12 protein-coding genes are annotated in these 13,077 nt (G+C 65.8%); 6 read left to right on the forward strand and 6 right to left on the reverse strand.

Features of this window, described 5'->3' with window-relative positions:
* Positions 1-113: 113 nt before the first annotated feature.
* Entirely contained in the window at positions 114-626 is a 513-nt protein-coding gene (locus F6S12_RS25620; RefSeq protein WP_183000136.1) for a GNAT family N-acetyltransferase, read from the forward strand.
* Between the two features lie 113 nt (positions 627-739).
* Here F6S12_RS25620 and F6S12_RS25625 read toward each other — a convergent pair whose 3' ends face one another.
* Complete coding sequence (locus F6S12_RS25625; RefSeq protein WP_011061121.1) at positions 740-1,432, reverse strand: aspartate/glutamate racemase family protein; 693 nt, start codon at positions 1,430-1,432, stop codon at positions 740-742.
* A 78-nt stretch (positions 1,433-1,510) separates the two neighbouring features.
* Between F6S12_RS25625 and F6S12_RS25630 the strand changes: the two genes are divergently transcribed.
* Positions 1,511-2,317, forward strand: coding sequence for a helix-turn-helix transcriptional regulator (locus F6S12_RS25630; RefSeq protein WP_315869452.1), 807 nt, complete (start codon positions 1,511-1,513; stop codon positions 2,315-2,317).
* A gap of 155 nt (positions 2,318-2,472) precedes the next feature.
* Positions 2,473-2,964 carry a hypothetical protein gene (locus tag F6S12_RS25635; protein WP_015635490.1) on the forward strand — a complete coding sequence of 164 codons (492 nt, stop codon included), beginning with the start codon at positions 2,473-2,475 and terminating at the stop codon, positions 2,962-2,964.
* A gap of 138 nt (positions 2,965-3,102) precedes the next feature.
* Here the strand turns inward: F6S12_RS25635 and F6S12_RS25640 are convergent, their stop codons facing one another.
* Both F6S12_RS25640 and ccoN read right to left on the reverse strand, forming a co-directional pair.
* Complete coding sequence (locus tag F6S12_RS25640; protein ID WP_011061124.1) at positions 3,103-3,321, reverse strand: hypothetical protein; 219 nt, start codon at positions 3,319-3,321, stop codon at positions 3,103-3,105.
* A 62-nt stretch (positions 3,322-3,383) separates the two neighbouring features.
* Entirely contained in the window at positions 3,384-4,811 is a 1,428-nt protein-coding gene (gene ccoN / locus F6S12_RS25645; protein WP_011061125.1) for a cytochrome-c oxidase, cbb3-type subunit I, read from the reverse strand.
* 267 nt (positions 4,812-5,078) lie between these two features.
* Here ccoN and F6S12_RS25650 point away from each other — a divergent pair, with 267 nt between their 5' ends.
* Positions 5,079-6,752, forward strand: a complete 1,674-nt coding sequence (locus F6S12_RS25650; RefSeq protein ID WP_019095208.1) for a nitrite/sulfite reductase — start codon at positions 5,079-5,081, stop codon at positions 6,750-6,752.
* Positions 6,749-7,243, forward strand: coding sequence for a DUF934 domain-containing protein (locus F6S12_RS25655; RefSeq protein ID WP_011061127.1), 495 nt, complete (start codon positions 6,749-6,751; stop codon positions 7,241-7,243). The genes F6S12_RS25650 and F6S12_RS25655 overlap by 4 nt, the downstream gene beginning before the upstream one ends.
* Positions 7,244-7,381: 138 nt before the next feature.
* Here F6S12_RS25655 and F6S12_RS25660 read toward each other — a convergent pair whose 3' ends face one another.
* Entirely contained in the window at positions 7,382-9,739 is a 2,358-nt protein-coding gene (locus F6S12_RS25660) for a tetratricopeptide repeat protein (protein WP_053158309.1), read from the reverse strand.
* A gap of 212 nt (positions 9,740-9,951) precedes the next feature.
* Between F6S12_RS25660 and F6S12_RS25665 the strand changes: the two genes are divergently transcribed.
* On the forward strand, positions 9,952-10,623 hold the full coding sequence (locus F6S12_RS25665; protein ID WP_011061129.1) for a DUF3313 domain-containing protein: 672 nt from the start codon (positions 9,952-9,954) through the stop codon (positions 10,621-10,623).
* 53 nt (positions 10,624-10,676) lie between these two features.
* On the opposite strand, the gene F6S12_RS25670 is transcribed toward F6S12_RS25665, so the two are convergent.
* Positions 10,677-11,654: a DUF3829 domain-containing protein gene (locus F6S12_RS25670; protein ID WP_019095210.1), complete on the reverse strand. Its 978-nt coding sequence runs from the start codon at positions 11,652-11,654 to the stop codon at positions 10,677-10,679.
* Positions 11,651-13,077, reverse strand: a 1,427-nt coding sequence (locus tag F6S12_RS25675) for a molecular chaperone DnaJ (protein WP_315869453.1), incomplete at its 5' end; no start/stop codon positions are given. The genes F6S12_RS25670 and F6S12_RS25675, both read right to left, overlap by 4 nt.

Consider the following 13,077-nt stretch of genomic DNA (forward strand, 5'->3'; position numbering starts at 1 on the left):
GGGTGTGCCTGCGCGACGGTTCCTTGGCGGCGAACGAGCACCATTGCCCTCGTCATCCAGAGGCGCATGCCCGTACACTCGATGGCCACTTCGACTTCAAGGATGACCTCGCCATGCCCAACGCCCATCCCACCATCGTCATCGAGCGGTGCAACGAAGCTCATATCGACGGCCTGACGGCGCTGTACAGCGAACCCAGTGTGGCGGCCCAGACCCTGCAACTGCCTTACCAGTCCCGCGAGTTGTGGCGCAAGCGCGTCGGGCTGGGGCAGGAAAACGAGGGGCTGGTGCCCCTGGTTGCCCTGCACCAGGGTGCGGTGATCGGCAGTTGCAGCCTGCTGCAGGTGGCGCGGGTGCGCCGGGCCCATTGCGCCGATATCGGCATGGGCGTATCCCCGGCCTGGCAACGCCAGGGCATCGGCAGCCGCCTGCTGGCGGCCGTGCTGGAGGTGGCCGACAACTGGATGAACCTGCGCCGGGTGGAGTTGACGGTGTATGCCGACAACCAGGCCGCCATCGGCCTGTACCTCAAGTTCGGCTTCGAAACCGAAGGCCAGTTGCGCGACTACGCCGTACGCGACGGCGGTTATGTCGATGTGCTGAGCATGGCGCGCTTGCGTCGTTGAGACCGGGTTCGTGTAGCCGCTGCCGCAGGCTCGGGCCGCGTTCGGACGATCGGCTCCGCAGCAGAGGCAGGGATCCAGGCGATCGCCATGCAAGGCCCTGCGGGCCTTGACGTTCACTCCAGCAAAGCGAAATCCACCGCCGCCCGGGCATGCAATTCGGTGGTGTCCAACAGGGGCAGGGCGCTGTGCTCGGGCTTGAGCAGCAGGCCGATTTCCGTGCAGCCGAGGATGATCGCCTCGGCACCACGGGCCTGGAGCCCGTCGATCACGTGTTGGTACAGCCGCCGCGAGCTCTCGCTGACAACGCCCACGCACAGCTCCTCATAGATGATGCGGTGCACCGCCTGGCGCTGCGCTGCATCGGGCACCAGCACCTTCAGGCCCTGGTCTTCCAGGCGGCCTTTGAGGAACGCCTGCTCCATGGTGAAGGCTGTGCCCAGCAGCCCCACGCTCAGGGTGCCGGCTGCCTGGGCGGCCTGCACCACGGGGTCGGCAATATGCACAAAGGGCACTCCAATGGCGGCCTCTATCTGCCCGGCGACCTTGTGCATGGTGTTGGTGCAGAGCACCACGCATTCGGCGCCGCCGGCTTCCAGGCGCCGGGCTGCCTCCACCAGGATCGCCGCCGCGTCGTCCCAGCGCCCGGCATGCTGGGCCTGTTCGACAGGCCCGAAGTCGACGCTGTACATTAACAGCCGCGCTGAACGCAGCGGCCCCAGTCGATCGCGAACCTGCTGATTGATCAGGCGATAGTATTCGGCGCTGGACTCCCAGCTCATGCCGCCGATCAGGCCGATGGTGCGCATGGGCAACTCCTCTGTGGTGCGGTTGGGTAAGCCTCAGTTTCACGCCGCCACGGGTGGCGATCTATCAGGAAATTTCACATGCCCCAGGTGCTCGAACATCGCCTGCTGGACGGCCGCCTGCTGCTGCAACTGCTGCCGGCCGCGGCCTACAGCGCCCGCGATCCGGCCCAGTGGCAGACCTTGGGGGTGACCCTGGAACGCCAGCGCGGGGTGCATGCCATCGACTCCGACCGCCGCGAGGATTTCGATACCTGGCCCGGCACCCTGGCCCTGACGCCCGCAGGCATTGAGGTGTTTTCCGAATCCGCCATGGGCGGCGAATACCTGCTGCTGCGCTGGCAGGGCGCGACGCCGCTGGTTCCTGGCCAGCGCCGGATGCAGAGCCCGGGGCATGCCCGCGCCCTGGCCCTGGGGCGCGAAGCCAGGCGCCTGCTGCTGGCGCCCGAGGCCGATGAGCTGGCCCTGGAGCAATGCGCGCTGGCGTTTCTGGGGCTGGCCCAGCCCGGTCGTGCGGCGCCAGCCCCGGCCCCGGCCCCGGATTTGGGGCAGGTGCTGCAACAGATGGCCGATGAATACGCCCGGCCCCTGTCACTGGCGCAACTGGCCCTGACCTACGGCCACAACGAACTGCGCCTGCTGCGCGACTTTCGTCGTGCTGTAGGCATCACGCCCCATGCCTGGATCACCGAGGTGCGGCTGCAAGCGGCCCGGCGGCTGCTGGAGCACACGGACCTGCCCCTGGCGGCGGTTGCCCAGGACTGTGGTTTTGCCCATCAGTCCCACCTGGGCAGCGCCTTGCGCCAAGCCATCGGCCTGACGCCGCGTCAGTACCGGCTGCAGTTTCAGCGCCGAGCGGCGGATACCCTGGTAACGCCTCGCCAGTGATCGTCGCCAGCGGCCCGCAGGATCATCATCGGTGGGCGCAGCTACAGGGCTCGGCGAGCCGGCGGGCAAACAACTCAACGCCCGACACCGGCATCTGCCATGCTCAGGGCCGGCGACCTGCTGTTCTCAAAGGTCGAAGCCAGGGACACAGCACAATGGACGATATCCAGCAACTGGGCGAGATGCTGCGCCACTACGCGGCCAGTGAAGCCCACAAGAAGCAGCTGTTCGACAGCCAGTCGGTGGTCTGGGCGCGTCGCATTCATCAATTGTTCGGGCAGATCGAAGACTGGCTGGCGCCGGTATTGCTGCCGGACCTGCTGGCGTTGCAACGCGAGCCCTATGTGGCCTTCAGCCCGGCGGTGCCGCTGGAGGTCTCGACCTTCAAGAGCGAGAAGCTGACCATCCATATCGCCGGCAAACCGGTGGAGTTCGTGCCGGATGTGATGGGCCCCCAAGGGCAGATTTCCCTGGCGGTGATCGGCCTGACTGCGGCGCGGCTGGGCAGCGTGTCCCTGGTCGGCGAGGCTTCGGGCGGCTGGCAATGGCGCAAGACCAACGGCTTGAAGGACCCTGACGTCTTTGCCTTTGACGGCAATTTCCTCGCCGCTCAGTTGCAGAGCCTGATCCCCCGCGAGCGCGCCTGACCCGGCCAATACCCCCACTGTAGGAGCTGGCTTGCCAGCGAAAGCGATGCCCGGGATTGCGCGAGGCGTGCTGGCCCCTTCGCCGGCAAGCCGGCTCCTACAGGGGATTGCTGGCGCTGGCTTGCCAGCCAAAGCGCTCTACATATCCAGGTTTATCCAACCCGGCTTGGCTTCCTCCGGCGCCACGGCGTTGATTTTCTTGCCCGTGGCCAGCTCCACCCGGCGGGCTACGTCGGGGTCGTCGGCGAAGGGGATCAGGCTGGCGTCGTCCAGGCTCTTGGCACTCTGGTGACGCAGGCAGTACTCGATGCAGAGGTAGAGAAACGCCACCCCCAGCAGGTTGAGCAGTATATCCATGGGTTTTCAGGCTCCCTGAAACGCAACACGCCGGCCACGGGGGCCGGCGTGGGGCAGGTGGGTCAGGCGATCCGGGCGTCGCTCAGCGCCAGGCGCTCATCGGCAACGCGCACGGTGCGCCAGGTGTTGTAGGCCATCAGCAGCATGCCGCTGAGGAAGAACACGCCGCCGGCGAAACGCACCACGAACCCCGGATGGCTGGCCACCAGGGCCTCGACGAAGGAGTAGGTGAGGGTGCCGTCTTCGTTCACCGCGCGCCACATCAGGCCCTGGGTGATGCCATTGACCCACATCGAGGCGATGTACAGCACGGTGCCGATGGTGGCGAGCCAGAAGTGCAGGTTGATCAGCGGCACGCTGTACATCTGCTCGCGGCCGAAGACCTTGGGCACCATGTGGTAGATGGCCCCGAAGGTGATCATCGCCACCCAGCCCAGGGCACCGGCGTGTACGTGGCCGATGGTCCAGTCGGTGTAGTGGGACAGGGCGTTGACGGTCTTGATCGCCATCATCGGGCCCTCGAAGGTGGACATGCCGTAGAACGCCAGGGACAGCACCAGGAAGCGCAGGATCGGGTCGGTGCGCAGCTTATGCCAGGCCCCGGAGAGGGTCATCATGCCGTTGATCATGCCGCCCCAGCTCGGGGCCAGGAGGATCAGCGACATGGCCATGCCCAGGGACTGGGCCCAGTCCGGCAGCGCGGTGTAGTGCAGGTGGTGCGGGCCGGCCCAGATGTACAGGGTGATCAGCGCCCAGAAGTGCACGATGGACAGGCGATAGGAGTACACCGGGCGCCCGACTTGCTTGGGCACGAAGTAGTACATCATCCCGAGAAAGCCCGTGGTCAGGAAAAAGCCTACGGCGTTGTGCCCGTACCACCACTGGACCATGGCGTCGGTGGCCCCGGAATACACCGGGTAGGACTTGAACCAGTCCACCGGGATCGACAGGTGGTTGACCACGTGGAGCATGGCGATCACCAGGATGAAGGCGCCGAAGAACCAGTTGCCGACGTAGATGTGCTGGCTCTTGCGCCGCACCACGGTGGTGAAGAACACAATCGCGTAGGCGACCCAGACCACCGCCATCCACACGGCGCCGGCGAATTCGATCTCGGCGTATTCCTTGGTGGTGGTGTAGCCCAGGGGCAGGGTGATCAGCATGATCACGATCACCGACTGCCAGCCCCAGAAGGTGAAGGCGGCCAGGGTGTCGGAGTACAGCCGCACCTGGCAGGTGCGCTGGACCGCGTAGTAGCTGGCGGCGAACTGCGCGCTGCCGGCGAAACCGAAGATCACAAGGCTGGTGTGCAGCGGCCGCAGCCGGCCGAAGGTGCTCCAGGGCAGGTCGAGGTTCATCTCCGGCCACACCAGCTGCGAGGCAATCCACACCCCCATGGCCATGCCGATCACGCCCCATACCACTGTTGCGACGACGAATTGGCGAACCACCTTGTAGTTGTAGGCCTGTCCGATTGTTGCTGAGTTCATGGTCAATGCTTCCACGGTTGCAAAGTCTTGCCAGGCCACCCGGTCTGGCACGGGGTGCACTGTAGGAATCAGCGGGGAAACAAAACAGGCTCAGAAAAACCACATTAATACGGATCAGATTTTCCTCATGCCTACGGTGGTGCAGCCTTGGCTGATATGGTTTTTTAGTTTTTACCTGAATCTGTAACGCTCTGCGCCGTACGCGCATAGTCGCCCCCTCACAACACGCGCCGTTTAGAGCACGATCAGCTTCGATGAGGTAGGGACATGTATCAGTACGACGACTATGACCGGGCCCTGGTGCTTGAGCGGGTGGCGCAGTTTCGCGACCAGGTCGAGCGCTTCATGGGCGGCCAACTGAGCGAGGAGGAGTTCCTGCCCCTGCGCCTGCAGAACGGCTTGTATATGCAGAAGCACGCCTACATGCTGCGGGTGGCGATTCCCTACGGCACCCTCAGCGCCCGGCAGATGCGTACCCTGGCCAGCATCGCCCGGGATTTCGACCGCGGCTACGGGCATTTCACCACTCGGCAGAACCTGCAGTTCAACTGGATCGAGCTGGCCCAGGTGCCGGACATCCTGCAGCGCCTGGCCGAAGTGGAGATGCACGCCATCCAGACTTCCGGCAACTGTGTGCGCAACATCACCACCGAAGCCTTTGCCGGGGTGGCCGGCGACGAATACCTGGACCCGCGCCCCCTGGCGGAGATCCTGCGCCAGTGGTCCACCATCAACCCGGAATTCCTGTTCCTGCCGCGCAAGTTCAAGATCGCCATCTGCTCGGCCAAGCAGGACCGCGCGGCGATCATGATGCATGACATCGGCCTCTATCTTTACCGTGCCCGCAACGGCGAGATGCTCCTGCGGGTGATAGTCGGCGGCGGCCTGGGGCGCACGCCGATCCTCGGCCTGCAGATCCGCGACGGGCTGCCCTGGCAGCACTTGCTGTCCTATGTCGAAGCGGTGCTGCGGGTCTACAACCGCTACGGCCGGCGGGACAACAAGTACAAGGCGCGGATCAAGATCCTGGTCAAGGCCCTGGGCATCGAGGCCTTCGCCAGGGAAGTGGAGGAGGAGTGGCAGCACCTCAGAGACGGCCCGGCGCAGCTCACCGAGGACGAATTCCAGCGGGTGGCCAGCGCCTTTGTGCCGCCGATCTACGAGCGCCTGGCGGACACCGACCTGGAGTACGGCAGCCACCTGGCCGAGTCCCCGGCCTTCGCTCGCTGGGTGGCGCGCAACGTGCACCCGCACAAGGTGCCGGGCTACACCTGCGTGGTGCTGTCGACCAAGCCGGGCCCGGCCTCGCCACCCGGTGACGTCACCGGCCAGCAGATGGAAGCGGTGGCCGACTGGTCCGAGGACTACGGCTTTGGCGAGATCCGCATTGCCCACGAACAGAACATCGTCCTGCCGGATGTGCCCAAGTCGCGCCTGTTCGAGCTTTGGCAGCGGGCCTGCGAGCATGGCCTGGGGACCGCCAACGCCGGGTTGCTGACCGATATCATCGCCTGCCCGGGCGGTGACTTCTGCGCCTTGGCCAACGCCCGTTCGATCCCCATTACCCTGGCCATCCAGCAGCGCTTCGACGACCTGGACTACCTCCACGACCTGGGGGACATCAGCCTGAACATTTCCGGCTGCATGAACGCCTGCGGCCATCACCACATCGGCAATATCGGCATCCTCGGCGTCGACAAGAACGGCAGCGAGTGGTTCCAGGTCACCCTGGGCGGGGCCAAGGGCCGTGACAGCGCCCTGGGCAAGGTGATCGGCCCGTCCTTCAGCGCCGAGGAAATCCCCGAGGTGATCGAACGCATCATCGCCACCTTCGTACGCTACCGGGAAAGCGACGAACCCTTCGTCGAGACCCTGCAGCGCATCGGCCTGGAGCCGTTTAAGGAGCGGGTCTATCCCAAGGCCGTGGAGGCGCTGGCATGAACAACCTGCTGCGTTTGCACGAAGGCGAAGCCCAACGGGTGGAAGACGATGCCTGGAGCCTGGTGCGCGGGGTCGACGACGCATTGCCGGACGGGCCGCTGATTCTGCCCCTGGCCCTGTGGCTGATGCGCCGCATCGAGCATCACCCGGCCCGGGACGGCGTATGGATAGGCCCGGATGACGAAGTGGAAAGCCTCAAGCCCTGGCTCAAGCTGATCCCGCTGATCGCCGTGGACTTCCCCAGCTTTCGTGATGGCCGGGGTTACAGCCAGGCCTACCTGCTGCGCACTCGCCTGGGCTGGATGGGCGAATTGCGAGCGATTGGCGATGTGCTGCGCGACCAGTTGAGCCATATGCGCCAATGCGGTTTCGACAGCTTTGCCGTGCGTGAAGACAAGTGCGCGCTGGACGCACTCAAAGGGTTGGCGGGGATGAGCGTGCTGTATGGCCGCTCGGTGATCGAGCCGCGGCCGCTGTTTCGTCGGCGCTGAAGGTGGCGCGCGGTTGCGCTGGTTAATGTAATTTCTAGAATAAATAGTCGTTTAAAATCAATAGATTAAAATTGATAGTTAATCTTGTTTGATTGGTTTTAGGGGGCTCGGGTAACCGAGCCTTCCTTGCCACCCTACCTATTGCAACGCCGGGTCCCCGGGGTTGAGCTGCTTCCATTGCTGCATCAGGGCCTGGGCCTTGGGTTCCTGGCCGCTCTCCAAGTAGTACTGGATCAGGCTCAGGCGCGCATTGCGCTGGGTCGGCTGGCGCTGCAGCAGGGCTTGCAACTGACGGTTGGCAGCGTCCTGCTGGCCACTGTCGTGCAGGGCCACTGCCAGCACATAGGCGTACTGAGCATTCTGCGGTTCCAGCTCGGCGGCCTTTTTCAAGGCGGCCATGGCCCGGGCAGTGTCGCCCCCACGAATCAGGCTCAGGCCCCGGGTGTGTTGCAGCAGCGCCGACTCCGGGTGCTGTTGCAGGGCCTGGGCCAGCAGTTGCTGCGCCTCCTGGCTGCGGCCATTGGCTTCCAGCCACTGTCCCAGGGTCACCAGGGCCGGGAAGAAGTCGCTGTCGCGGCGCAAGGCTGCGCGCAGGTAGGGTTCGACCTCGGCACCGCGCCCGCTGGCCTGGTAGAGCATGGCCAGGTTGAGGTTGGCTTCGGCCCGCTCCACGAGGCTCAACTGCACCGCTTCATATTCGCCAAGGGCTTTGTCCCAGGCCCCTTGAGCCGGGCCCAGGCCACTGCGCGCGGCGCCCAGCAGATCGCGAGCCGCGGTGATCCGCACGGCCTTGACCGGGTCTTGCAGCAGGGGCACCAGCAGCGGGCCACGTTCGGCTGGCGGCACCAGGGCGCTGGTGGCTCGCACCGCGCTTTCGCGCACCTGGGGGTCCGCATGCCCGAGGGCCTGGGTAGCCAGTTGCAGTGCCTGGGCATTGGGATAGTTGGCCAGCTCGGCCAGCAGGGTGGCACGCCGGATCGGTGGCAGATCGCTGCGCTGCAGTTGTTCCTGCAACGCCTGGGCTGCCCCTGGGTGGCCGCCGCGGATCAACCACAGGCTGTCGTCGTAGCGCGGTGGCTGGGGTGGGCTGTTGGCGGTCCATAACTGGAACTGCCGGCTGATGCGTTCGCCGGCCTGTTGCCCCTGGTGGCAGCTCAGGCAGGCATCGGCCGTGCCAAGCTTCTGCGCCCGCAGCGGGTTGGGCAGGCTGAAGCTGTGGTCATGGCGATAGTCATTGCCCATGTAGACCTTGCCCGGCATATGGCAGTCCACGCATTGCGCACCGGGCTGGCCGGGGGTGTGCCGGTGATGCTCGGGGGAATCGTAATCCTTGGCCTGCAAGCCGCGTCCGTCAATGCCGGCTGCCGCGCTCTTGCCGGCGGGGTTGTGGCATTGCAGGCATACGGCGTTGCCCGGGGCCTTGAGCTGGGTGCTGTGGGGGTTGTGGCAATTGCTGCAGCGCACCCCCTTGTCGAACATCTTGCTCTGGGCGAAGGAGCCGTATTCGAACACCTCGTCCTTGATCTTGCCGTCCAGGGCGTACAGCTCCCGGGTCAGGGCGCTGGGCAGGTAGTCATCCATCAGGCGCTGGCCGACGTGGTAGCCGTCGCCCAGGGGCGCGCGCCGCGCGTGGCAGCGGGCGCAGGTCTCGATCTCCTGGGTGGCGCTTGCGGCCTTGAGGTCCACGGCGAAGCCGGCGTTGGCCAGGGTGGCCTTGCTGGCCGTGGCCTGCAGGTGGTTGGAGGCCGGGCCGTGACAGGCCTGGCAGCCAACGCCGAGGCTGTTCCAGTGGCTGTCGAAACGTTCCTGGCTGGTGCTGAAATTGCGCTGGTAGCCGGTGGTGTGGCATTCCACACACATGAAGTTGGCGTTCTGGCTGGGCTTGCTCCAGTGCAGCGGGTTTTTGAAGTTAACGCCCTGGCCCGGATACAGGTGGAACCACTGCTGCTTGCGGGTATCCCAGGCCACGCCCATGGCTTGCAGGCGTCCCTGGCCGACCTCGACCAGGTATTGCTGCAAGGGCTCGATGCCGAAGGTGTAGGCCACCTTGAAGTCCGCGGGCCTGCCGTCGGCGCCGGGGGTGTTGACCCAGAACTCGGCCCCGCGGCGAAACAACCGGGTGCTTTCGCCTTCGGCCTTGAAACGCTGTTCATTGAAATTGCCCAGCACCGTCTGCGGGTTGGCCTCCTGCATCGCCAGTTGATGGTGCGAGCCTTGCCAGTCCCTGGCCTGGGCCTGGTGGCAGCCCTGGCAGGCCTGTTCATCGACGTACTGGGCGGCCGGCAGCGCCGGCACGGCCTTGGGCTGGGCGGGGGGCGGGGCCGCAGCCACCTGCGGCGCCGCCAGCCGGGGCGGTTCGGCCAGCAGGAACCAGACGAGAGCGCCGAGCACCAGCAGCAACAGCAGGGCGCCGAAGGGGAACAGGTAGCGGTGGGGCGAAGGTGCAGTTGAAGCAGGGGGTGTCGGGCGTGGGTTATTCTTCTTCGGCTTGGGCATTGCGACGTCCGTATCCAGAATGCGGTGCCTTGATCGGCACTCTCAGGCTCGATGGAGCTTTGACGGCAGCTGCCGGTCTGTCAAATCCGGGCTGTGAATCAGCCCGCAAGCCGTGACAAACAACCCGCGCCGGCGGGGCAAAGCGCCGGCTTTTGGCTATACCTTAATTTCCCCTAGCCAGTCCCTGGCTGCTGCACCTACAGGAGTTACACATGAAGCTTGCTCTGACCCTCAGCACGCTGTGCCTTGCCACCCTCGGGATGGTGGGCTGTTCCAGCAAAGTGCCCCAGCCTGACGAGTACTCCGGGTTTCTCAGCGACTACAGCCAGCTCAAGGAAGCCAAGTCGCCCTCCGGCGTGGAGGTGATGCGCTGGATCGATCCCAAGCTCAAGCTGAGCAACTACAGCAGCGTGTACATCGAACCGACCCAGTTCTACCCGCAGCCGCAGCCGACGGCGAAGATCCCCCAGAGCACCCTGACCGCCATCACCCGTTACTACGACCAGGCACTGCAGCGCGAGGTGAGCAAATCCCTGCCACTGGCCACCGGCCCGGGCCCGGGGGTGATCGTGGTGCGCGCGGCGATTACCGCAGTCACCAGCAAGACCGAGGGCCTGAAGCCCTATGAAATCATTCCCGTGGCCCTGGTGGCGGCGGCGGTGAGCACCGCCAGTGGCATCCGCGACCAGGAAACCACCCTGGCCACCGAGGCGGCGTTCCTGGATGGCAGCACCCACGCGGTGATTGCCGAAGTGGTCCGTAAAGGCACCGGCAAGCCCCTGGAAAACGACACCCAGGTGATGCAGGCCAGCGACGTGAAGAACGTCATCGACGGCTGGGCCTATGACATGCACCAGTCCTACCTGCAACTGAAGAAAAAGTGACCGACCGTTGATGGCCGCGGCATCTTGAAAGGTGCCGCGGCCATCGTTCGGTTTCAGTACTGGCTGCGCGCCAGTTTGTTGTAGTGGTAGAGCATCTGGTCATACCCCTGGGTCACTGCGTGGTAGTCGTCGCTCAGGCGTTGCGGCTCGGCATGTTGCTGCCAGTCGCGGTGCAGGGTGTCCAGGGCCTTGAGGTACTGTTCGCCGGGCTGGGCGATCAGTTGCCAGAGGTACAGCACCTGCTCGGTGTTCTTGTCCGGCTGGCCTGTTTTCAGGTACTGCTGCCGAGCGTCCCAGGTCTGGCGCAACTGCCGGGTGACCTGCGCCAGTTGGTCCGGGGTCAGGCTTTGCTGGCGTACGCCTGCCTCGACAAACTCCACGGTGCTGCGGGCCTGGATCATGTAATCGAGCAATGCCCAGTGGGCATTGCGCCCCAGGCGCTGCTCCAGGCGCAGCAGTTGCTGGCTGCGCGGTTCGATATCCAGGGCAGGGAGCAGCCGGCGCACGGCATTGGAAGCTTCCAGGTAAGCCTCGCTCTGTTGCGCCAGTTGGCGGGCAAATTCATCCAGTTGCGCCTCGGTCAGGGGCCGCCCGATGCCCATTTTGCGCATGAAGGAATCCTTGGTCAGGGCCGCGAAGGGCCCGAGCACTTGCAGATAGCGCACGGTGGCGGGGAGCAAAGGGCTGTCCGGGGCCAGGACCTGCAACTTGTCGGTGATCCTGCCGGGGCAGTTGAGGCGGTACAGCGCGTCGATGTCCTGGTGGCTGTAGGCATACAGGTCGTAGGCTTCGGGCGCCTTGGCCCGGGGCGCACCCTCGGCCATGAAGGCCTGGTGGGCCAGGCGCCAGGGCACATCCACCTGGTTCATGCAATTGACGATCGGCGCCAGGGCATTGGCCTGGGCGGTGCTCGGGCTGTCCTGGTGGTCCAGCCACAGGTCGAGGCGCCCCAGGGGCTTGCTGGCCCCGGCCAGGCCGACCAGCGTCAACCCCAGAACCAGGCCGATGGGCAGCAACCAATTGGGGTTCATGGCTGCCCCTCCTGGCCGTACCACTGGCGGGCGGTGGCCGGGGCCGCGCAGCCCTCGGCATTGGCGGGCATGCGCGCGCACAGGCGTTCGCTCCATGGCTGCAGGCCCTGGTTGGGGTTGAGCGTGCGCTGGCTGGTGATCAGCTGGAGGCTGCCCAGGCCTGCCACCAGCACCATGCAGCCCAGGCCGATCAACAGCCGTCGGCGCCAGGGAGCGGGTTTTTCCCAGGAAGCCTGGGCCTTGAGTTCGCGGCGCCGCAGGCTCGCCACCCCCAGCAGCACGGCCAGGTAAGTGGCGGCGCTGACCGGGCCGCAGAAATATCCCAGGGCACTGCTGATCAGCAGGGCCGGCAGCAGGTCGCGCAGGATCAGCACCTCACGGTCCGGGTCGAGCCAGTGCGGCAGGCGCGCGCCGAGTGCCTGGTCGCGTACCCAGAGGCGGTGAGCCAGAGGCTGCCAGAGCCACCCCAGCAGGGCCCCGACGCCGGCAAAACCGGTGCTCCAGAACAGCGTCACGCCGATGATTTCCCCCAGGCTGCCGGCTTGCGGCGCATAACGGGCCACGGCCCCCGCCAGGCAGGCGAGGACAATGCCCAGGTACCTGGGCCAGGCGTTGAAGGCGAACTCCCACTCGCGCCAGAAGAACGGCGTGCCGCCGGGCATGCCGGCCGAAACCTCGGGGTGATTGGCGTGCAGCCGCGAGCTCAGTTGGCGGCAGCAGGCCCAGTCATCGGGGCGCAGGCGCCGGGCGAAGTTGCGCCGGCGGGTGAAACTGATGGGCGCCAGCAGCAGGTAGGCGGCGCGCTGTTGCGGGCTGGCCGGCGCCTGGGTGGCCAGGGCTTGCTGGCGGGCAATGAATACCGGTGCTTCGTCACGGGCTTTGAGGCGCTCCCATTCCAGCGCCGGACAGGAGTTGTCCGCACCGTTGTGCCAGCCCTGGCCGGCACACACCGCGGCGAACCCCGGGCTGGACCAGTAGGGGCTGTTGAGCAGCAGCTCCACCAGTTGCAGGTTGAACCACTGGCCCTGGTCCAGGCTGTTCAGCCAGGGCTGCTGCTGGCGTTGCGCGTAGGCCTGGAGCAGAGCCTGGTCGTCGCGCTGGGTCAGGGCGTCCTGCAGGGGCTGCAAGAGCTTTTCCTGGCACTGTTCCAGCAATGCATCGATCAGGTACTCCGGCAGTTCCAGGCGCTGCCAGGCGCTGAGCCAGTGGAATGTGGCAAAGGCCCAGGCCAGCAGCTGTTGCGACTGGTCCGGGCGTTCCACGCAGTGGCGCAACAGGCCCAGCTCGAACTCCAGCAGGCAGTCGCTCTGGATCGCCTGCTGATAGCGCAGGTCCAGTTGCTCGATGCGGATGCCCTCCAGCAACGGGGCGACTCGCTGCGCCGGCGACAGCGGCTTTGGGCCCTGCGGCGCCTGCCCGGCCA

Origin of the sequence: Pseudomonas sp. JV245A (genome assembly GCF_032424515.1) — a bacterium.
GTDB lineage: Bacteria > Pseudomonadota > Gammaproteobacteria > Pseudomonadales > Pseudomonadaceae > Aquipseudomonas > Aquipseudomonas protegens.